General features: G+C 45.7%; 26 protein-coding genes. 19 read left to right on the plus strand and 7 right to left on the minus strand.

Annotated elements, in window-relative coordinates; translation table 11 throughout:
- Positions 1-68: 68 nt before the first annotated feature.
- The 9 genes from TPET_RS08715 to hisIE are packed head-to-tail and all read left to right on the plus strand — an operon-like array spanning position 69 to position 7,009.
- Positions 69-896 (plus strand): ATP phosphoribosyltransferase regulatory subunit, encoded by an 828-nt coding sequence (locus TPET_RS08715; RefSeq protein WP_148186846.1) that lies wholly within the window; start codon positions 69-71, stop codon positions 894-896.
- The gene (hisG, locus tag TPET_RS08720; protein WP_011944119.1) at positions 890-1,516 is read left to right on the plus strand and encodes an ATP phosphoribosyltransferase; all 627 of its coding nucleotides are present in this window, start codon (positions 890-892) and stop codon (positions 1,514-1,516) included. Before TPET_RS08715 ends, hisG begins: the two co-directional genes overlap by 7 nt.
- Positions 1,488-2,774 carry a histidinol dehydrogenase gene (hisD, locus tag TPET_RS08725; RefSeq protein WP_011944120.1) on the plus strand — a complete coding sequence of 429 codons (1,287 nt, stop codon included), beginning with the start codon at positions 1,488-1,490 and terminating at the stop codon, positions 2,772-2,774. Before hisG ends, hisD begins: the two co-directional genes overlap by 29 nt.
- On the plus strand, positions 2,771-3,778 hold the full coding sequence (gene hisC, locus TPET_RS08730; RefSeq protein ID WP_011944121.1) for a histidinol-phosphate transaminase: 1,008 nt from the start codon (positions 2,771-2,773) through the stop codon (positions 3,776-3,778). Before hisD ends, hisC begins: the two co-directional genes overlap by 4 nt.
- Entirely contained in the window at positions 3,775-4,362 is a 588-nt protein-coding gene (gene hisB / locus TPET_RS08735; protein ID WP_011944122.1) for an imidazoleglycerol-phosphate dehydratase, read from the plus strand. Before hisC ends, hisB begins: the two co-directional genes overlap by 4 nt.
- Positions 4,359-4,964 (plus strand): imidazole glycerol phosphate synthase subunit HisH, encoded by a 606-nt coding sequence (hisH, locus tag TPET_RS08740; RefSeq protein ID WP_011944123.1) that lies wholly within the window; start codon positions 4,359-4,361, stop codon positions 4,962-4,964. The genes hisB and hisH overlap by 4 nt, the downstream gene beginning before the upstream one ends.
- On the plus strand, positions 4,943-5,668 hold the full coding sequence (gene hisA / locus TPET_RS08745) for a 1-(5-phosphoribosyl)-5-((5-phosphoribosylamino)methylideneamino)imidazole-4-carboxamide isomerase (protein WP_011944124.1): 726 nt from the start codon (positions 4,943-4,945) through the stop codon (positions 5,666-5,668). Before hisH ends, hisA begins: the two co-directional genes overlap by 22 nt.
- Positions 5,658-6,422: an imidazole glycerol phosphate synthase subunit HisF gene (gene hisF, locus TPET_RS08750; protein ID WP_011944125.1), complete on the plus strand. Its 765-nt coding sequence runs from the start codon at positions 5,658-5,660 to the stop codon at positions 6,420-6,422. Before hisA ends, hisF begins: the two co-directional genes overlap by 11 nt.
- Positions 6,419-7,009, plus strand: coding sequence for a bifunctional phosphoribosyl-AMP cyclohydrolase/phosphoribosyl-ATP diphosphatase HisIE (gene hisIE, locus TPET_RS08755; protein WP_011944126.1), 591 nt, complete (start codon positions 6,419-6,421; stop codon positions 7,007-7,009). The genes hisF and hisIE overlap by 4 nt, the downstream gene beginning before the upstream one ends.
- Here the strand turns inward: hisIE and wecB are convergent, their stop codons facing one another.
- Entirely contained in the window at positions 7,010-8,149 is a 1,140-nt protein-coding gene (gene wecB / locus TPET_RS08760) for a non-hydrolyzing UDP-N-acetylglucosamine 2-epimerase (RefSeq protein ID WP_011944127.1), read from the minus strand. It lies immediately after the preceding gene.
- A gap of 43 nt (positions 8,150-8,192) precedes the next feature.
- Here wecB and TPET_RS08765 point away from each other — a divergent pair, with 43 nt between their 5' ends.
- On the plus strand, positions 8,193-9,200 hold the full coding sequence (locus TPET_RS08765) for a mannose-1-phosphate guanylyltransferase (RefSeq protein WP_011944128.1): 1,008 nt from the start codon (positions 8,193-8,195) through the stop codon (positions 9,198-9,200).
- On the opposite strand, the gene TPET_RS08770 is transcribed toward TPET_RS08765, so the two are convergent.
- Positions 9,175-10,284 carry an MFS transporter gene (locus TPET_RS08770; RefSeq protein ID WP_011944129.1) on the minus strand — a complete coding sequence of 370 codons (1,110 nt, stop codon included), beginning with the start codon at positions 10,282-10,284 and terminating at the stop codon, positions 9,175-9,177. The two genes, TPET_RS08765 and TPET_RS08770, sit on opposite strands and share 26 nt — an antisense overlap.
- Before the next feature lie 144 nt (positions 10,285-10,428).
- Between TPET_RS08770 and TPET_RS08775 the strand changes: the two genes are divergently transcribed.
- Positions 10,429-10,671, plus strand: a complete 243-nt coding sequence (locus TPET_RS08775) for a glutaredoxin family protein (RefSeq protein ID WP_011944130.1) — start codon at positions 10,429-10,431, stop codon at positions 10,669-10,671.
- 21 nt (positions 10,672-10,692) lie between these two features.
- Here the strand turns inward: TPET_RS08775 and TPET_RS08780 are convergent, their stop codons facing one another.
- The 5 genes from TPET_RS08780 to TPET_RS08800 form a co-directional block, all read right to left on the minus strand.
- Positions 10,693-11,295: a TetR/AcrR family transcriptional regulator gene (locus TPET_RS08780; RefSeq protein ID WP_011944131.1), complete on the minus strand. Its 603-nt coding sequence runs from the start codon at positions 11,293-11,295 to the stop codon at positions 10,693-10,695.
- Positions 11,296-11,305: 10 nt separating this feature from the next.
- On the minus strand, positions 11,306-12,097 hold the full coding sequence (locus tag TPET_RS08785) for an ABC transporter permease subunit (RefSeq protein WP_011944132.1): 792 nt from the start codon (positions 12,095-12,097) through the stop codon (positions 11,306-11,308).
- Positions 12,094-12,975: an ABC transporter ATP-binding protein gene (locus TPET_RS08790; RefSeq protein WP_011944133.1), complete on the minus strand. Its 882-nt coding sequence runs from the start codon at positions 12,973-12,975 to the stop codon at positions 12,094-12,096. Before TPET_RS08790 ends, TPET_RS08785 begins: the two co-directional genes overlap by 4 nt.
- Before the next feature lie 108 nt (positions 12,976-13,083).
- Positions 13,084-13,455, minus strand: a complete 372-nt coding sequence (locus TPET_RS08795; RefSeq protein ID WP_011944134.1) for a hypothetical protein — start codon at positions 13,453-13,455, stop codon at positions 13,084-13,086.
- A gap of 1 nt (position 13,456) precedes the next feature.
- Positions 13,457-13,981 carry a VanZ family protein gene (locus TPET_RS08800; protein WP_011944135.1) on the minus strand — a complete coding sequence of 175 codons (525 nt, stop codon included), beginning with the start codon at positions 13,979-13,981 and terminating at the stop codon, positions 13,457-13,459.
- Between the two features lie 97 nt (positions 13,982-14,078).
- Here TPET_RS08800 and TPET_RS08805 point away from each other — a divergent pair, with 97 nt between their 5' ends.
- The 8 genes from TPET_RS08805 (at position 14,079) to gdhA (ending at position 20,739) form a co-directional block, all read left to right on the plus strand.
- A complete protein-coding gene (locus TPET_RS08805; protein WP_011944136.1) occupies positions 14,079-14,840 on the plus strand; it encodes an alpha/beta hydrolase in 762 nt (253 codons plus the stop codon).
- 2 nt (positions 14,841-14,842) lie between these two features.
- Positions 14,843-16,108 carry an MFS transporter gene (locus TPET_RS08810; RefSeq protein WP_011944137.1) on the plus strand — a complete coding sequence of 422 codons (1,266 nt, stop codon included), beginning with the start codon at positions 14,843-14,845 and terminating at the stop codon, positions 16,106-16,108.
- Between the two features lie 24 nt (positions 16,109-16,132).
- Positions 16,133-16,984 (plus strand): DMT family transporter, encoded by an 852-nt coding sequence (locus TPET_RS08815; RefSeq protein ID WP_011944138.1) that lies wholly within the window; start codon positions 16,133-16,135, stop codon positions 16,982-16,984.
- A gap of 41 nt (positions 16,985-17,025) precedes the next feature.
- A complete protein-coding gene (locus TPET_RS08820) occupies positions 17,026-17,472 on the plus strand; it encodes a type II toxin-antitoxin system antitoxin SocA domain-containing protein (RefSeq protein WP_011944139.1) in 447 nt (148 codons plus the stop codon).
- Complete coding sequence (locus TPET_RS08825) at positions 17,438-17,881, plus strand: hypothetical protein (RefSeq protein WP_238374302.1); 444 nt, start codon at positions 17,438-17,440, stop codon at positions 17,879-17,881. The genes TPET_RS08820 and TPET_RS08825 overlap by 35 nt, the downstream gene beginning before the upstream one ends.
- A 228-nt stretch (positions 17,882-18,109) precedes the next feature.
- Positions 18,110-18,619: an SLC13 family permease gene (locus TPET_RS09665; RefSeq protein ID WP_202943190.1), complete on the plus strand. Its 510-nt coding sequence runs from the start codon at positions 18,110-18,112 to the stop codon at positions 18,617-18,619.
- A gap of 46 nt (positions 18,620-18,665) precedes the next feature.
- Positions 18,666-19,358 carry an SLC13 family permease gene (locus tag TPET_RS09670; protein ID WP_202943191.1) on the plus strand — a complete coding sequence of 231 codons (693 nt, stop codon included), beginning with the start codon at positions 18,666-18,668 and terminating at the stop codon, positions 19,356-19,358.
- Between the two features lie 130 nt (positions 19,359-19,488).
- Positions 19,489-20,739: a glutamate dehydrogenase gene (gdhA, locus tag TPET_RS08835; RefSeq protein WP_011944141.1), complete on the plus strand. Its 1,251-nt coding sequence runs from the start codon at positions 19,489-19,491 to the stop codon at positions 20,737-20,739.
- Positions 20,740-20,757: the final 18 nt, after the last annotated feature.

Raw genomic sequence — 20,757 nt, forward strand, 5'->3', positions numbered from 1 at the left:
CGGGTGTGTGATGGTGGAAAATCGTTCGGGCCACGTCGAGAAGACGTGGCCTTTTCGTTTATTGGGAGGTGAGCTACTTGGACTTCGAGAAGGTGGTTTCGTTCTACAGCAAGGCCACAAAAAAAGGATTTTCACCGTTCTTCGTTCCAGCACTTGAGAGAACGGAAGGCCCAACGGGAAATTTCTTTCTCGACAGAAAGGGCAATCTTTTCTCCATCAGGGAAGACTTCACAAAAACTGTTCTCAACCATCGTAAAAGATATTCCCCTGGATCTCAGGTCAAGGTCTGGTACGCTGATTTCGTTTACAGGTACTCTGGAAACGATCTGGTGGCGGAGTACCAACTCGGACTCGAAAAGGTTCCAAGGAACTCCATGGACGATTCGCTGGAAGTTCTTGAGATCATCGTCGAAAGTGCATCGGAATTTTTCGAAGGTCCGGTGATAGTGGAGATCGGACACACCGGAGTTTATGAGGACCTGCTGAAAGAAATTCCGAAGAACCTCCACGAGAAGGTTTTGAATCTCATCGACACGAAAAATCTCGCAGAAATCGAGTTCCTCTCTCACATGAAGAAGATAGACCTCTCCAAGGTAGGAAAGATCATTGAAGACAGTATATACCGGAGATCACCGGAACACCTGAAAGCGATGGATCTCCCACCTTCAGTGAAGGAAGATCTGCTTCGAGTGTCTTCTTTCCTTCAGGAAAAGTTTCCCATCGTCTCCGTTGAGATCGATCTCACCCTTGCGAGGACGATCGAAGAATACAGTGGCCTGATATTCACCATATACGACACATCTTCTTCCAGACTTGTGGCTGCCGGTGGAGAGTACACAGTGAACGGAGAAAAGGGTGTGGGTGGATCCATTTTTCTGGAGGGAAAAACATGCTGAAACTCGCTATTCCCAAAGGAAGACTAGAAGAGAAGGTGATGACATACCTGAAAAAAACGGGATTTACTTTTGAAAGAGAGTCATCCATTCTTCGAGAAGGAAAGGATATCGTCTGTTTCATGGTGAGACCATTCGATGTACCAACGTATCTCGTTCACGGGGTGGCAGACATCGGGTTCTGTGGAACAGACGTGCTCCTCGAAAAGGAAACCAGTCTTATTCAACCCTTTTTCATTCCCACAAACATCAGCAGAATGGTTCTCGCCGGTCCGAAGGGAAAAGGAATTCCAGAGGGTGAAAAGAGAATCGCCACGAAGTTTCCGAACGTAACTCAGAGATACTGCGAAACCAGAGGATGGCACTGTCGCATCATACCGCTGAAAGGTTCTGTTGAGCTCGCTCCAATAGCCGGGCTCGCAGATCTCATCGTGGACATCACCGAAACGGGAAGAACACTGAAAGAGAACAATCTGGAGATTCTCGACGAGATATTCGTCATAAGAACCCATGTTGTGGTGAACCCGGTGAGTTACAGAACGAAAAGAGAAGAGGTGGTTTCCTTCCTTGAAAAGCTCCAGGAGGTGATCGAACATGATTTTGATGAACAACCCCGGAGATAAAGAAGTGCTCAGACTGTTGAAACAGAGGATGGAATCCGTATCGCAGGTGGAAGAGGCCGTAAAAGAGATCATCAGGAGAGTGAAAGAAGAAGGAGACAGAGCCCTCGAAGAATTCCTCAAAAGGTTTGAGAAGCACCCGGTGGGCATCGAGAACCTTCGTGTCACAAAGAAGGAAATATCGGAAGCCCAAGTAGAAGAAGAATTCGTTGAAACGATAAAAATGGTGATAGAAGACCTGAAAGAATTCCATCGAAGACAGGAGGAAAGATCTTTCTTTTTCACGACGAAGGGTGGAAGTTTCCTGGGAGAGATGGTTGTCCCTCTCGAGAGCGTGGGAATTTACGTTCCTGGAGGAAAGGTTCCGTACTTCTCTACGCTCCTCATGTGTGCGGTTCCTGCTATCGTCGCTGGTGTGGAAAGGATCGTCGTCACAACACCACCAGATGAAAACGGAGGCATCTCCCCATACATCCTGAAAACCTGCGAAATCCTCGGTCTGAAAGAGATCTATCGGATGGGAGGAGCTCATGCGGTGGCTGCTCTCACGTACGGCACGGAAACAGTGAAACCCGTTGACAAGATCGTGGGACCAGGTGGAGTCTTCGTCACGCTCGCGAAGAAACACGTTTACGGAGACGTCGGAATCGACTCCATAGCAGGTCCCAGTGAGATCACGATCGTGACGGACGGTAGCGTTGATCTGGATCTCGTAGCCGCGGATTTTCTCTCCCAGGCGGAGCACGACGAGAACGCGATGAGCGTGGTGATAACCACCTCGAGAGAAGTCTTCGAAAAATTGCCTCATGTCATAGAAAGACACCTGGAAGCTCTTCCAGAAGAGAGAAGAAAAACGGCCAGGATCTCAACGGAAAACTTCGGTACCATCATCTTGACAGACAGTCTGAAAAGGGCCTTTGAGATCTCCAACCTCATCGCTCCCGAACATCTGGAAGTCCTCGTGGAAAAGCCGTTTGAATCGCTGGGATATATAAAGAACGCGGGATCTGTTTTCCTTGGAAAGTACACCTGTGAGTCTGTGGGAGACTACGGTGCGGGACCGAACCACGTCCTTCCCACCTTCAGATCCGCGAGATTCTCCTCCGGACTCAGAGTTTCCGATTTCACGAAGAAGATATTCATCACGTATCTCTCCGAAGAAGATTTCAAAAGAAAGGGCGAGCTTTACTCGAAGATGGCACGTTGGGAAGGTTTTGAAGCCCACGCTCGGGCAATAGACGTCAGGAGGGGAAAACTGTGAATCCTCTCGATTTGATAGCAAGGAGGGCGTATCCGTACGAAACCGAAAAGAGAGACAGAACCTACCTCGCGCTGAACGAAAATCCCTTCCCCTTTCCAGAGGATCTCGTGGATGAAGTGTTTCGACGATTGAACAGCGACACCCTGAAGATCTACTACGACTCCCCCGATGAAGAATTAATAGAAAAGATACTCTCATACCTCAACACCGATTTCCTCTCGAAAAGCAACGTCTCTGTGGGAAACGGAGCGGACGAGATCATCTACGTGATGATGCTCATGTTCGACCGTTCCGTCTTTTTTCCTCCGACCTACAGTTGCTACAGGATCTTTGCGAAGGCAGTTGGAGCGAAATTCTTGGAGGTGCCGCTCACGAAGGATCTGAGGATACCTGAGGTGAACGTGGGAGAGGGAGACGTTGTTTTCATTCCGAACCCGAACAATCCAACGGGCCACGTCTTCGAAAGAGAGGAAATCGAAAGAATCCTGAAAACGGGTGCCTTCGTCGCACTGGATGAAGCCTACTACGAATTCCATGGAGAGAGTTACGTGGATCTTCTGAAAAAATACGAGAACCTCGCCGTGATCAGGACCTTCTCGAAAGCGTTTTCTCTGGCAGCGCAGCGTATCGGATACGTTGTATCCTCAGAAAAGTTCATTGACGCTTACAACAGGATGAGACTTCCTTTCAACGTGAGCTACGTTTCCCAGATGTTCGCGAAGGTGGCTCTCGATCACAGAGAGATCTTTGAGGAGAGAACGAAGTTCATCGTGGAAGAACGCGAGAGAATGAAGAGTATCCTCAGAAAAATGGGATACCGAATCACCGATTCCAGAGGAAACTTCGTGTTCATATTCATGGAAAAGGAAGAAAAAGAAAGACTTCTCGAACACCTCCGGGCAAAGAACATTGCTGTTCGTAGTTTCAGGGAAGGTGTTAGAATCACAATCGGAAAGCGCGAGGAGAACGATATGATCCTGAAAGAACTGGAGGTGTTCAAATGACGGTAGAAAGATTGGAAAACGGCGTGATCGTTCAGAGAAACACCAACGAGATCGAGATCTCTATAACACTCGACACGGTACACGGAAAACTCGAAGGGAGTACTGGTGTGAACTTCTTCGATCACCTTCTGAACACCTTCTGTCATTACTCCGGCTTGGGTCTCAGGGTGAGTACCTGCGAAAGCAAAGACGGTATCCTCCACCACCTGATAGAGGACTTTGGAATCTCACTGGGTCTCGCATTCAGGGAGCTCTTCGACTACACGAAAGTGAGAAGATTCGGGGAAGCCACCGTTCCCATGAACGAGGCGCTGGTGGGATGCTACGTGGATCTTTCCGGAAGACCCTTCTTCCAGAAGAACTTCGAGTTCTCCGTTGAAAAGATAGAAGACATGCCCGTCGAAGGATTCGAGGAGTTCATGTGCGGATTCGTAAACCATGCAAGGATCACGGTCCACTTCTTCAAATTCTTTGGAAAGAACGACCATCACATTTCTGAATCTGCCATGAAATCTTTTGGACTCGCGATCGCCCGGGCTCTGGAGGGGTCGGAAAAAAAGACCACTAAGGGTGTGATAGATTGAGGATCGGAATAATCTCTGTTGGTCCGGGAAACATAATGAACCTGTACCGTGGAGTGAAGAGGGCATCAGAAAATTTTGAGGATGTTTCGATAGAACTCGTGGAGTCACCTCAAGACGATCTGTACGATCTTCTGTTCATCCCGGGTGTAGGACACTTCGGCGAAGGAATGAGACGACTCAGAGAGAACGGTCTTGTTGAGTTCATAAAAAAACACGTCGAAGATGGAAAATACGTGGTCGGAGTCTGCCTTGGAATGCAGCTCCTTTTTGAAGAGAGCGAAGAGGCACCCGGCGTAAAGGGTCTTTCTCTCATAGAAGGAAACGTCGTGAAACTGAAGAGTAGAAGACTTCCACACATGGGCTGGAACGAGGTGATCTTCAAAGGCACGTTTCCGAACGGGTATTACTACTTCGTCCACACCTACAGAGCCGTGTGCAAAGAGGAACACGTTCTGGGAACAACGGAATACGACGGTGAGATCTTTCCATCCGCGGTGAGGAAGGGGAGAATTCTGGGTTTTCAGTTCCATCCCGAAAAGAGTTCAAAAATCGGAAGAAAACTGCTTGAGAAGGTGATCGAATGCTCGTTGTCCCGGCGATAGATCTCTTCAGAGGAAAGGTAGCGAGAATGGTGAAAGGAAAAAAGGAGAACACCATATTCTACGAAAAAGATCCCGCAGAGCTGGTGAAAAAACTCATCGAAGAGGGATTCACACTGATCCACGTTGTGGATCTTTCGAAGGCGATAGAAAACAGCGTTGAGAACTTTCCTGTCCTCGAAAGACTTTCCGAATTTGCCGAACACATACAGATCGGAGGCGGGATCAGATCATTCGATTACGCAGAAAGACTCCGCAAGCTGGGATACAAGAGACAGATTGTGAGTTCAAAAGTTCTGGAAGATCCTTCTTTTCTGAAATTTCTGAAAGAAATCGACGTGGAGCCCGTGTTCAGTCTGGACACCCGAGGTGGGAAAGTCGCGTTCAAAGGATGGCTGGCGGAAGAGGAAATCGATCCGATATCTCTTCTGAAGAGACTGAAGGAATACGGTCTTGAAGAGATCGTACACACGGAGATCGAAAAAGATGGCACTCTTCAGGAGCACGATTTTTCTCTCACCAGGAAGATAGCGATCGAAGCTGAAGTGAACGTATTCGCAGCAGGGGGAATCTCTTCGGAGAACTCTTTGAAAACAGCGCAGAGGGTTCACAGAGAAACGAACGGGCTTCTCAAAGGTGTGATCGTGGGAAGGGCATTTCTGGAGGGAATTCTCACAGTTGAGGTGATGAAGAGATATGCTCGCTAAGAGAATAATCGCATGTCTCGACGTGAAAGACGGCCGTGTGGTGAAGGGAACGAACTTCGAAAATCTCAGGGACAGCGGTGATCCGGTCGAGTTGGGGAAGTTCTATTCCGAAATTGGAATAGACGAACTCGTTTTTCTGGATATCACCGCATCTGTTGAGAAGAGGAAAACCATGCTGGAACTGGTCGAAAAGGTGGCCGAGCAGATCGACATTCCGTTCACCGTTGGAGGAGGCATCCACGACTTCGAAACGGCCTCCGAACTCATTCTCCGGGGTGCGGACAAGGTGAGCATAAACACGGCGGCTGTGGAGGATCCTTCCCTGATCACGAAGATCGCCCGAACTTTCGGAAGCCAGGCCGTCGTCGTGGCGATAGATGCAAAAAAGGTGGATGGAGAGTTCGTGGTCTTCACCTACTCCGGAAAGAAGAACACGGGCATACTTCTGAGAGACTGGGTGGTTGAAGTAGAAAGGAGAGGGGCAGGAGAGATTCTACTCACCAGTATCGACAGAGACGGCACGAAAGCAGGTTACGACACGGAGATGATAAGGTTTGTGAGACCACTGACTACGCTTCCCATCATCGCTTCTGGTGGTGCGGGAAAAATGGAACATTTCCTTGAAGCGTTTCTGGCGGGTGCCGACGCTGCCCTTGCGGCTTCCGTCTTTCACTTCAGAGAGATCGATGTGAGAGAATTGAAAGAATATCTCAAAAAACACGGAGTGAACGTGAGACTGGAGGGGTTGCGATGACGCTCTATCCAGTGGTGGTTCAGGAGAAAACAACGGGTGAAGTGTTGATGCTGGCCTACGCGAACGAGGAGGCTTTGGAGCTCACCAAGAAAACGGGATACGCGCATTTCTTTTCGAGGGAGAGACAGAAAATCTGGAAAAAGGGAGAGACCTCTGGAAACACGATGAGAGTGGTTGAAATAAGAAGAGACTGCGATGACGATACTTACCTGTACATCGTCGATTTTCCAGAAGACAAGGTGGCGTGTCACACGGGAAACAGATCCTGTTTTTTCAAGGTGGAACACAGATTTGAAGAAACGGGCTCTCCCACCTTCTGGCTGGATCTCTACAGACTCGTTAAAAAAAGAAAAGAAGAGATGCCGGAAGGTTCCTACACGTCGAAGCTCTTCAGGGAAGGCAAGGGAAAAATCGCCAAAAAGTTCGGTGAAGAAGCGGTAGAGGTGGTCACAGGGTATCTCCAGAATGACAAAGAAAACCTCGTCTGGGAAATAGCGGACATGATCTACCACCTCACCGTCCTCATGGTCGACGCTGGTGTCACTATCCAGGATGTCATGAAAGAGCTCGAAAAGAGAAGAAAGTGATCAGCCAAATTCCTCCGGTGGATCTGAAAGCCCGAATTCGTGGAGAATCGCCTTCACTATGCGCTCTGAAGCCCTGCCATCCCCGAATGGATTCACGGCTTTCGCCATTTTTTCGTATTCTTCTCTGTCCAAAAGAAGCTTTTTTGCGAGTTCGAATATCCTTTCTTCCTCCACTCCTCCCAAAACGGCAACACCCGCTTCGATCGCTTCGGGCCTTTCAGTTTCCCTTCTCAGAACGATCACCGGCCTTCCGAGGGCCGGTGCCTCTTCCTGTATTCCTCCAGAGTCCGTCATGATGAGATAGCTTCTTGCCATCAGATTGTGCATGTCTATCACATTCACGGGGTCGATCAAGAAGACTCTCTCCATGTTTTCGAGCATCGGGAAGACGATCTCTCTCACGGCGGGGTTCATGTGAACCGGGTAAATCACCCTCACATCTTCGAATTCTTCAACGATCCTTCTCACTGCTTTACAGATGTTTTCAAGGGGCTTTCCGATGTTCTCTCTTCTATGGGAAGTGAGAAGGATGTACCTTCCGTCGGAAAAATCCATATTCCTCAAAACCGGATTCTCAAAAACGTGGCTCTCCTTCACGGTGTACCTGAGGGCGTCTATCACCGTGTTTCCAGTCACGTAGATCTTTCCCATGACGTTTTCCCTAAGAAGGTTCTCTCTGTTCCTCTTTGTAGGTGCGAAATGCAGTGTAGAAAGAACACCCGTTAGTCTTCTGTTGATCTCCTCTGGGAAAGGGGAGTACCTGTCATTTGTTCTCAAGCCTGCTTCAACGTGGCCAACCGGGATCCTGTGATAGAAGGCCGCGAGTGCTCCTGCGAACGTAGTCGTTGTGTCTCCCTGAACCAGTACGATATCCGGTTTTAACTCTTCAATCAAATCGTAGAGACCCGACAGTGCGTTCACAGTTATATCGGCAAGACTCTGCCGCTCTTTCATTATGTTCAGGTCAAAATCCGGTTTTATATCGAAAACTTCCAGCACCTGGTCCAACATCTGTCTGTGCTGAGCGGTGACACAGACCAAACTTTCCACGTTTCGTTCTTCTTCTTCGAGTTTTTTCACGAGAGGTGCCATCTTTATTGCTTCGGGTCTTGTTCCGAAGACGCTGAGAACTCTGATCACGTCCTCCACCTCCTGTTAAAATTGTACACGAGGAGGTGAAGTAATGAAAGCTCTGATTCTCGCAGGAGGATCTGGAGAAAGATTCTGGCCCCTTTCCACTCCTGAGACTCCAAAACAGTTTTTGAAACTCTTTGGAAACAAGAGTCTCATAAGGTGGACCTTCGAACGTGTTATGGAGGAAATGGACCCAAAAGACGTGATCGTTGTAACTCACAAAGACTACGTTGAGAGAACGAAAAGAGAACTTCCAGAGATCCCTGATGAGAACATCATCGCAGAGCCAACGAAGAAAAACACCGCTCCAGCCTGTTTCATAGGAACAAAGCTGGCGGATGACGATGAGCCGGTGCTTGTTCTACCCGCGGACCACAGAATACCGGACACAAAAAAATTCTGGAAAACGGTGAAGAAATCACTCGATGCCCTGGATAAGTACGGCGGTCTTTTCACTTTCGGCATCGTTCCAACAAGGCCGGAAACCGGCTACGGCTACATAGAGATCGGAGAAGAACTGGAAGAAGGAGTTCACAAAGTTGCTCAGTTCAGGGAAAAGCCGGACTTTGAAACGGCTAAAAGATTCGTCGAAAGTGGAAGATTCCTCTGGAACAGCGGAATGTTCCTGTGGAAAGCGAAAGAATTCATCGAAGAAGCGAAGGTGTGTGAACCATCCATATACGAAAACCTGAAGGATGTCGATCCAAGAAATTTCGAAGAGCTCAAAAAAGCCTACGAAAAAGTACCTTCGATCAGCGTGGACTACGCTGTCATGGAGAGATCGAAAAAGGTGCGGGTTGTGAAGGCGGATTTCGAGTGGTCTGACGTGGGAAACTGGTCTTCCGTGAGAGAAATAGAGGGATACACAGAAGAATCGGACGAAGTGATACTCATCGACAGTGAACGCATCTTCGTGAAAACCCACAACAAACCCATAGCGGTTGTTGGGCTATCTGATCTGATCGTGGTCGACACACCGAACGGGATTCTGATCTGCAAAGAAGAGTATGCTCAAAAAGTGAGAGAGGTGGTCAAGAAGCTCTTTCGTACTTCCTGAGGAAAAGAAAGACAAAAAGAGAAACGATCATGGGAACCAAACCGAGAATCCTGTATGAATCGATAAGACCAAGATTTTCTGCGAGCACACCACCTACCGATGAGCCTATGAACGGCCCTATTCCCATAGCGACCCAGAAATACTTTTGTGCTCTGATCCTTGCGGGACCAAACGTTCGAATGAGAAACATCATGGAGTAATAGATCACTATGTAAGTCCATCCCTGCAAGAGCTGAACCATCAGCAGAGTAGCTGGAGAACTTGTCAGAGTTACCAGCAGGTTTCTGAGACCCACAACGAACACACCCGAAGCGAGCATGAAACCCACACCGAGTCTTTTCACTGTCTCATCGGCCCACAGGAGGAACGGCGTCTCTGTGATGGCCATGAGAGAAAGGGCTATACTCGCAAGAGACACGTCGTAGTTTCTTTCCTTCATCAAAACGGGTAGAAAGACAAAATTGAAATTGTTTGCCGCTATACCAAAGATCACTACAGGGAGAAGGAGCCAGAAGAAAGTGGGAAGAGGTTTTTTGCTTTTTCTTTTTTCTTCCTCACCGAGGTCTACTTCTTTCATCGGCTTCAGTATCCAAAAGGTCAAAAGCATCAAGGCAGTGAAAACGTAAAATATCGTGACGAAACCCAGTCTGATGAGTCCGCTCATCAAAAGCGCTGTGAAAGAGAACCCAAAGGTTCCAAACAACCTGATCCTGCCGTAGTTCATTTTCATCTGGTGTGTGATGTCCACGATAACGGACTCAGCAAGAGGAGTCACCGCAGAGAAGAAGAAAGCGAACACTGACATGAATATGAGTTTCAGGTAGAACTCCTCGAACAGAAACAGCCCCCAGAAGAGGATTCCAGCGAACAGAATCACTTTTTTCAGCCAGTTCACTCTTCCTATGGTAGAGGCGATTTCGAAATTTAGATGGTTCGCGTAGAGTGATGTGATCGGCAGGATAGACATCAGAATGCCTATCTGAGATTTCGAGAGTTCTTCGTTTGCCAGAAACTGACTCAACAGTGAATAAACGGCCATCGTGCCGTAGACAAAGAATTCTATCGACATGAGTCTGTACCGCACAAAGTTCCCTCCTTTGCATAGAAGGAATTGTAACATATTGATTCGCTTCCTGAACTTTTCAGTTCTGTGAGAATTAATTGAAATGATTCGTCAGCTGTGATAGAATAAATTTGGACTAAAAAAGTAGAAAATGGAGGTGAACCGATGCAGCACCTGAAAATCAAAATCTACACAACCCCCACCTGTCCGTACTGTAGAAAAGCAAAGGAATACTTCAGATCGCTGGGGCTCGAGTTCAAAGAAGTCGATGTAACAAAAAACCCAAGAGAAGCCGAGCTCATGGTGAAGAAGACAGGACAAATGGGAGTTCCCGTGATCGAGATCGGCAACAAGATAGTCATCGGATTCGACAAAGCAAAAATCGACAGAATCCTCGGAATATCGTGAAAAGCGGGGGATTCCCCCGCTTTATTTTGTCATACCTCTCTTCAAAATCCTGAGCATGACCTTCACTTCTTCAACGAGTACGTTCATGTCTTTTTTCAATAGTTCAGGCTTACCCTGATAGGTCCTCAGATAGACTTCTTCGAATCCGGAAAAGAACCACATCAGAAATTTCAATGCGATTTCCTCCGTTACATCTTCTGCGAGATCTAAGTCTTTCAACTTTTCCCTTACGAAGTCGAAAAAGACCCTCTGTGATTTTTCGAGGTCGAGAAGTATTCTTTTCCTGAGATCTTCACCCACACTCACAAGTGTTATCAGAAAATCCGCTTCTTCGGGATGAGAAGCAGAGTACTCCAGTTTCTTTTCTATCCATCGTTCCATGAAATCGAAGATGTCTCTATTTCTGTTCTCCCTGAGAAAATTCTTGAATTCCCTCTGCAGTTTCTCTACAACATACCTGTATGCCTGGTAGTACAGTTCTTCTTTGTTCTTGAAATAGTGAAAGATCAATCCCTTGGCTACTCCGGCCTTCTCCGCTATTTCGTCTGTTGTGGCTCGATCGTAACCTTTTTTTCCAAAAACCTCGATCGACGCTTTCAATATCGCATCTTTCTTCGACAACACGATCCCTCCATTACACAAGAATGTCTTTCTTTGAAAACAGAACGATCGAACTGATCAGAAGAGCTATGTTCACAAGTACAAAGAAAAGACCGGAGAACGTCGGAAAACCGTGCCTTATGACAGTGGAGGGATCTGCGTAGGAAAACGGAGTGAAATACTTCAAAAACTCCGCTTTGTCCGTGATCTTCGATATCATGTTCAAAATGTACAGAACGAACACAGTACCGAGCCCAAGAGAGAGTGCTCCGTCTGACTTCGTAGTACCCACAAAGAGAGATATGTTCATCAATGTGAAGTGGAGACAAACCTGACTAAAAGCGAAGGCAACAAACTTTTCCACTTCAACCGGGCCTGAACTGTAGATATTTGCGAACACAAACAGACTGCTGAACAAGAGCGCATCGAAAATGAGAACGTGCACCAGAGATGAGAAAAACTTCGAGATCACAACTTCAAGCCTCGAAACAGGTTTCGACAAGAGAAACTCAACGGTCTTTTCGTTTTCTTCTCTCGAAATACTCCTCACACCTACCAAAGAAGCGAAAACTCCTCCAACGAGTGTTACGTAGATACTGGACACCATGGCAAGGTAGTTCATGATGTTGGAAAAGTCCATGTCTTCTAACCCAAAGAGTTTCACAAACGCTTTTGGCATTACCTTCATCCACTTTGTTATGAACTCTGTCTCCTTTGCCATACTCGGATAGAACGCGGCGTACATGAGCTGAAGGAGAATGAGAACGACCGTCCAAGCGATCGTGCTCTTTATGTACCTCTTCATATCCCATTTGAATATGTTCATTTTTCTCCCTCCCGATAGTAGGACATGAATATCTCTTCAAGAGAAGGTTCCTCCACCCAGAAATCGGACAGTTTCAAGCTACGAAGAATTTCAATGAGTCTTTCAACACTTCCTGAGAAGAGGAACTCTGCTGTGCCGTTTTCAAACTTCAGTCGATTCACTTCAGCCAGATCTTTCAGCTTTTCCAGATTTTCTCCTTTGACCCGGACCACCTTGTACCTTTCCCCTTTGAGATTCTCCACCTTTTCTACCCTGATGATTCTTCCATCCTTTATCATCGCCACACGATCACACAGCTTTTCCACCTCGCTCAGTATGTGAGAAGAGAAAAACACGGTCGTTCCTTTTTCTTTCTCTTTTTTCAGAATTTCAAAGAAGGTGTTTTGAACGATAGGATCGAGTCCATTCGTGGGCTCATCCAGGATAAGAAGTTTTGGCCTGTGCATCAAAGACTGAACGATAGCCACTTTCTTTTTGTTTCCCATGGAGAGTTCCTTGATACGTTTTTTCATGTCGAGCGAGAAAACACCACAGAGCTCCTTCACATGATCCCAGTCTACCCTTTCGTAGAAACTGGCAGAGTACCTGAGAAATTCCTCCACCGTCACTTCCGGATAAAAGCTCACCTCTCCTGGAATGTAACCGATGTTCTTTCTTATTTCTTTTCCTTCTCTCAGAACGTCTCTTCCGAAAACCTCTGCCAGACCAGAATCCGGAAAGATCAAACCAAGAAGAAGCCTTATGGTGGTTGTCTTCCCGGCACCGTTCGGTCCGATGAAGCCGAATATCTCTCCTTCTTCAACTGAGAAAGTTACACCTTCTACTCCTCTGGACTTTCCGTAGTATTTAGTGAGATCTCTCACTTCGATCACCGACACGTTTACACCTCCTTGATTGACTGGTCAGTCAAATTCTAACAAAATAAAATCAGACATGTCAACATGCCTTTGTGGGATGAGATAAATCTCCTGAATTGAAAGCATTCATCATCGAAGAAACTCTAAAATTTTACTCTCGATCTTTTCTCTTTTCAGTTTTGCTATTCTCTCGAGTGAAAACTCATCCTCAAGCCAGCAAACGAATTTGTACCCGAGACAGTAACCCAGGAGCTGCTTCTCAAAAAGTTCATACCACGAACCAAAGAATGGATTCAAAGGTTCTTTTTCTTCTATTCTTCTCAAAAATTCCCGTTTGAGTAAATCTTCGTTCTCTTCACACCAATCGAACCATGCTGACATGTAACCACGAGCCCTGATCCATTCAGGAACGGGATATTTCGAAGAAAAGAGTAAGTCTGGCACCTGGGCAAAACACGAGACAAGAACGAAAGACATCATCAACACCACAATTTTTTTCATACTACCTCTCACCCCGATGGACGTTGTATGTGCGGGTGATCAACCTCCCAACGACCAGAATCAGAAGAGCAATCACCACTCCAAACAGAGCACCGTTCATGTCTATGAACACATCGTACAGCGAAGATCCTCTGTTGTGAAAAACCTGGTTGTACTCATCGAGAACGGCTATCAATGTAGGTAAAGACACTCCCAACAAAATAGAAAACACATACTTTCTAAGATAAGTATAACTAAACGTGAAAGAAAGAATGCCCATTATAAAATAAAGTCCAAAATGGGCAGATTTTCTGACAAGATCTTCCCCCGTTGGTTTTTTGTCAGGGAACCACCATTTTTCGAGTAGAGATCTCAGATTTTTGTACCAATTTGTCCGTGTGAAATCAAGAACACTATCTATCTTTTTGAGAAACTTATAAACGCTCCCGGACTGCCTTCCAGAAACATCAGGGGGCTGCGATGAAAAGTAAAAGACAAGACCGATCCATATCAATATCAGGATTAGAATCAAAAAAGATCTTTTCATCCTATCACCTCAACAGGAATTCTACCATCGTTTCGTACTTCCTATAACTAAATGTTAAAATATTGTTGCACCCAAAAACTCATCAGGGGGTGCTCCTATGAATTTTCCACGATGTAAAACTGTGGAGAAGTCGCTCCCGATCTTCCTCAAGGGTGAAAACGAAGGTGTTTTATTCATCCACGGTTACACGGGATCACCCCACGATTTCGAGTACATGGCAAAAGAGGTGAACAGAGTGGGTTTCACCGTTTCCGTTCCGAGACTTCCAGGACACGGAACCTGTGGTGAAGATTTTCTGATGACAACCGCTCGAGACTGGCTGAGACGCGTCTTCGATGCATATTACGATTTAAAAGCCATATGCGATAGAGTCCATGTGGTTGGACTTTCCATGGGTGGTGTGATCGCCCTGATACTCGCATCTCAGATGAATCCTCCAAAACTGGTCACACTTGCCGCGGCAACACATGTTTTCGACAAAAGGATAGTCCTCACGCCTCTTTTGAAGCTCTTTTCGAAGAAGATGCCCCGCAAAAGCACAGAAAAGTACGAAGATCCGGGCATCGAATACCTGAGAAAAGAGTACTGGTCTTACAACTGGCCCAAGCAGGCAGCGGAGCTCTACAAACTCATGAGACTGGCAAGAAAGAGTGTTTCGAAGATCACATCGGACACTCTCGTCGTTGCGGCAAAGAACGACAACATGGTTCCCATGAAGGCAACCGAGTTCATATACAACAACATCAGATCAGAAAACAAGAAGCTTCTTGTTTTTGAAAAATCCGGTCACGTTCTGAGCAACGACGTGGAGAAGGAAGATGTCACTAAGGCGGTCATAGAATGGCTGAAGGGGGAATGAAGATGGCAGTGATATTCATTCTGATTCTCATGGTCCTCCTGAACGCGGATCAGATGGTGATGTCTCCGAACATAGGAGCGATAGAACAGGAGTTCAACATCACTGATGCTCAGATAGGTCTCGTTGCGTCGTCTTTCACGGTGATAGGGGCTCTTGTGAGCCTTGTGTGGGGGTACCTTGCCGACAGATACAGCAGGAAGAACCTTCTCATCTACTCCATTCTCGTTGGTGAGATTCCCTGTCTCATGAGTGCGTTTTCTCACTCCTACGGAGAACTCTTTTTCTGGAGAGCCCTCACCGGAATAGGTGTGGGAGCGTCCTTTCCCATTGTTTACTCGATGATAGGAGACATGTTCGACGAGGTAAAGAGAGGAAAGGTCGTGGCTCTTATATCTTCTGCGATCTCCATAGGAAGCGTTCTTGGGATGATCGTTGGGGGTTTTTTGGGACCGAAATACGGTTGGAGAGTTCCCTTCATCGTGGTTTCTGTTCCAAACATCGCCCTTGCGATTTTATCCATCTTCGTTCTGAAAGAACCGAAAAGAGGTGCCTTTGAAAAAGGCATCGGTGAACTCGTTCAATCCGGGTACGAGTATCCGAAAGCGCCGAAACTCTCTGATTACGCAAAACTTGTGAAGGTGAAAACGAATCTTCTTTTGTTCTTTCAGGGTATAGCAGGGACTATTCCCTGGGGTGCCATTCCTTACTTTCTTGTGGAATTCTTCAGAAGAGAAAGAGGTCTTTCGGTGGAGACGGCTACCCTTGTTTTCCTCGTGTTCGGTCTTGGAAACATCGCTGGAATCATCCTCGGAGGACTGTGGGGAGCGAGCATCTACGCGAAATCCAGGCCATTTCTACCGCTGTTTTGCTCGATCACAACCGCTCTTGGAACTTTCTTCACCGTTATGACCCTGGACTACGTGGGAAGTCTTCTCGTTCTCATGTTACTTGGTTTCGTCGCTTCTTTCACCGCGAGTCTCACGGGTCCGAACGTGAAGTTCATGCTTCTGAACGTCAACGAACCACAGGAAAGAGGAAGGATATTCTCCATATTCAACCTCACCGATTCGCTCGGAACGGGATTTGGAAAATTCGCGGGAGGAGTGATGTCCGTTGCCCTCGGATCTCTCGGAGCTGCCTTGAAAGTCTCCGCTTATTTCTGGCTTATCTGTGCGGTGCTGCTCTTTGTTCTGGTTTTTTACTTCACAAGGGACGTGGAAAGACTTCAGAAAAGCATGATGAAGCTGGCCAAAGATATTTCTTCTTGAACTCCCAGAGAGTGGAGGTACAGCATGGATCTGAAGGTTCTCCTTTCGGGTTTCTCCTACTCCACGATATTCGGACTTTCTTTTCTTTTCACGAAGAACGCTCTCGATCATGTGACTCCCCTGACTTTTCTTTCTTTCAGATTCAGCGTTGCTTTTCTCACTTACCTTCTTCTTTTGATAACCGGCGTTGTGAAGCTTGGAAAGAAACCCTACTGGAAGCTCTGGAAACTCGTCCTGTTCCAGCCTGTGCTTTACTTTCTTTTCGAAACGTACGGCCTTCAGAGGGTGAACTCCTCGGAAGCGGGTATGATCATTGCCCTCATCCCGGTCGTTGTCAACCTTCTTGCTCCTTTCATACTCAAAGAGAAGGGAGATCTTCTTCACTACTTTCTTGTGGGAATGGGTTTTCTTGGAGTTTCGTTGATAGTTGGTTTCAACATCACGCCTGGGAACATCATTGGGAAAGCCTTCTTACTCTTAGCTGTTCTCTCCGGAGCGATGTACAGTGTGCTTTCGAGAAAGTTTTCAAAAGAGTTCACACCTGCTGAAATCACTTTCTTCATGATGATGACCGGAGCAGTTTTCTTCACACTTTTGAGTCTTTCAACAGGAGATTTCAGACCGGTGTTCAACGTCCATGTGGTAATCGGTACCCTGTATCTCGGTGTTCTTTCTTCCACCGTCGCGTTTTTCCTTCTCAACTACGCCATAGGGAAAATGTCTCCCATCTTCACCACCCTCTTTTCCAACTTCACAACGGTGATTTCTGTGATAGCTGGGGTTGTTTTCAGAAACGAAACGGTGGAAATTCAACAGATTGCAGGGATGGGATTGATAATCGTTTCTATAATCGCAATGGCGGTTCGTAAGGAGTAAATATAGTCTTGTAATAGAATACTTGCGAAGGAGGTGAATTGATGAGGAAAACTTACGAGGTAATACGCGCAATTCTTCGGAAGACAGGACCTATACTGAAGACAAAACTATTGAAATTACTTTTCCTTGTTGATTATTATGCGATCAAAAAAATTGGGAAACAAATAACCGATTTAGATTACAAGAAATATTTTTATGGTCCATATGATAAGAATTTTGAGCTTGTATTGAATAAAATGTATGTAGAAGGTCTTATCCACACGGAGGAACATATTATAGAACCTGGTCCCTTTGAAACAGGAAAAATTAACCTTTCAAATGAAGAAAAAGAAATATTAGATGAGGTACTGCAAAAGTATGGGGAGATGACTCTAAATGAAGTCTTAGAAGAAATTTACAAATTAGATGAAATAAAAAAATATTCCCTCCACTCAAGAATAGGAAGTGAAAAATTTGAGAAAAATAGAAATAGGCCCTTGGTTATGTGATACTCCTGCCAATGACAATCTTTCCGACGTCTTCACGAAATTTGAAAACGCTTCTAATCGACATTTAAGGGAGATCTTGAAACTATTTTTCATCTACATGTTTTTCTCTAGACTGAACAAATTGTATATTGTCTCTCTCGAGCGAGAACCCGATAGCTATGAATTGTGTGTTGCTCATCCCGATTTACTATTGTTCCCAACACTTAGAAAAGGTATAGTTGTCCCCTTTGAAGAAAAAGATATGTTCGAAGTTGAAGACTTGAATTTCCAGATGTGTAAGTTGATATCTTCTTTGAATCTCCTGAAAGTACACCAGGTTCAGAAAAATTTGGAGAAATTATCACGAAGAGTTCTGAAGATACCCAGTGGGAATCTTTATCTCCTCCCCAATCCCCTAAAGAGGATGTGATTCTTCATGCGGTGTGCTCAGCTTACGAGCCTTAACCACTCCAGGTCGGTCAAAAGCCATACTCCTACCTTGCAATAGACGCGATTTAAAGTGCAAAGCAGTTGTCTGAGATTTAAAAACTGATTCACTTAGAGTTTCCAGAATAGAAAGTCAGAAGGAAACATTGGAAATGGAAAATAGATGATGGCACAGTAGTCGTACACCTGAATCCGCCAAGGAGGGTTTCTCTTGATCCCTGCGATTGTTCTGATAGTAGTTTTTGCTCTCATCAGTGTAAGAAAGTTTGGTAAAGTAAAAATTCAAATGTGGCAGATAATGCTTCTTGGGGCACTTTGTGTCGTATTAACAGGACAAATTTCTATCTCCAGTGCTTTGAAGTCGATAAACCTTGAAGTTATGTTGTTTTTGTTCAGCATGTTCATTATAGGGACCGCTCTTGAAGAAAGTGGATACCTGCATCATCTTTCTTACATCATCTTTAGAAGAACTCGCAACAAAACAGAACTGATCTTTTCAATCGTTTTTGTGTTCGGTATTTTGTCAGCGTTTCTTATGAACGATACTACGGCAATCATTGGTACTCCCGTTGTTCTTCACCTTGCGAGAAGAAACAACATAAAACCGTCGATTCTTTTGATCACTCTTGCTTTTTCCGTGACTGTTGGAAGTGTTATGAGCCCTCTCGGTAATCCACAGAATTTCATTATAGCCACGGCGGGAGTTATAAAGAATCCTTAGATATCTCGCCTTACCAACTGTTCTTAATCTCCTGGTAGTGTTCTTCATGGTGAGAATTTTCTACAGGAAACATTTCGTAAATGAAACGATTAACCATATCAAAGATTCAATTGAAGATGTTGAACTCGCAAAAATTTCCAAGATTTCGATTGTTCTTCTTTTTTCCCTGATCATTCTCAAAATCATTCTTGCTTTTTTGAAGTCTTCTTTGAACATTGAACTGGTTCATATCACACTTCTCTCTGCCTTACCCATTCTTATTTTCAGCAAGAAGAGAAATGAAATCATCAAAAAGATCGATTGGCATACTCTTATCTTTTTTGCTTCTATGTTTGTTCTGATGCAAAGTGTCTGGGAAACTGGAATTTTCCAATCTATCTTCGAACGCCTGAATTTTGATGTTCTTTCCGTATCTGCGATCTTACTGGTGAGTGTTATCATGAGCCAATTCATCTCAAATGTACCCATGGTTACACTCTATCTTCCAATACTTCTTGAAGCTGGTGCTGGTGTAAAAGAACTCGTTACACTTGCTGCTGGTAGCACAGTGGCCGGAAATTTGTTCATACTTGGTGCTGCCAGCAACGTCATAATCATACAGAGCGCCGAAAAAAGAACGGGAGACACAATCACTTTCTGGGAATTCACAAAAATTGGCCTTCCACTAACGGTAGTAAATATTCTCATCTACTGGTTTTTTTTTAAAAAACACTCTCTGAAAAAATCCGTTCCCGCTTAAAACTCCCCCCTTTCGAATGAAGCCAAGTTACATTCCACGAGCACAAAATGTTTCTGTATTATGGACAAAAATGATACAATAGGTAACGATATGGTTTATATCGCATATTCCTATTCGAAGGGGGAAATACATGTCGGAAAAAAGCCTCTATGAAATGGCAGTTGAACAGTTCAACCGTGCCGCATCGCTCATGGATCTGGAACCGGACCTTGCAGAGGTTCTGAGGAGGCCAAAGCGAGTTTTGATCGTTGAATTTCCAGTGAGAATGGATGACGGCCACGTCGAAGTCTTCACCGGATATCGCGTGCAACACAACGTCGCGAGGGGCCCAGCCAAAGGTGGCATCAGGTACCACCCGGATGTCACCCTCGATGAGGTGAAAGCCCTCGCATTCTGGATGACATGGAAGACGGCTGTGATGAATCTGCCCTTCGGTGGTGGGAAGGGAGGAGTCAAAGTAGATCCGAAAAAACTTTCAAGAAGCGAACTTGAAAGACTATCAAGAAGGTACTTTTCAGAGATTCAGGTGATAATAGGACCGTACAACGACATACCCGCACCGGATGTGAACACAAATGCAGATGTGATGGCATGGTACATGGATACGTACAGTATGAACGTAGGTCACACCGTTCTGGGAATTGTCACGGGAAAACCTGTGGAACTGGGAGGATCCAAGGGACGTGAAGAAGCTACAGGACGTGGCGTTAAAGTGTGCGCAGGACTTGCAATGGACGTTCTTGGAATAGATCCCAGGAAGGCAACTGTTGCTGTTCAGGGATTTGGAAACGTTGGTCAGTTCGCCGCCCTTCTGATTTCTCAGGAACTCGGATCAAAGGTAGTTGCAGTGAGTGACAGTAAAGGAGGTATCTACAATCCCGAAGGATTCGACGTGGAAGAACTGATCAGATACAAAAAAGAACACGGAACGATCGTCACATATCCAAAGGGTGAAAGAATAACCAACGAAGAACTTTTAGAACTGGATGTTGATGTTCTCGTCCCTGCTGCTCTGGAAGGTGCTATCCATGCTGGAAACGCGGAAAGAATAAAGGCAAAAGCTGTGGTGGAAGGAGCAAACGGTCCCACAACACCTGAAGCTGATGAGATTCTGTCGAAAAGGGGTGTTCTTGTGGTACCAGACATACTCGCCAACGCTGGAGGAGTCACGGTTTCTTACTTCGAATGGGTTCAGGACCTTCAGGAGTTCTTTTGGGATCTTGACCAGATAAGAAGTGCTCTGGAAAAGATGATGAAAGGAGCATTTGAAGATGTTATGAAGGTAAAAAAGAAATACAACGTCGACATGCGAACTGCTGCTTACATTCTCGCGATCGATCGTGTTGCGTACGCCACAAAGAAGAGAGGTATCTATCCGTGAAAAAAGCCCCACCGGTCG

Origin of the sequence: Thermotoga petrophila RKU-1, from assembly GCF_000016785.1 — a bacterium.
Classification (GTDB): domain Bacteria; phylum Thermotogota; class Thermotogae; order Thermotogales; family Thermotogaceae; genus Thermotoga; species Thermotoga petrophila.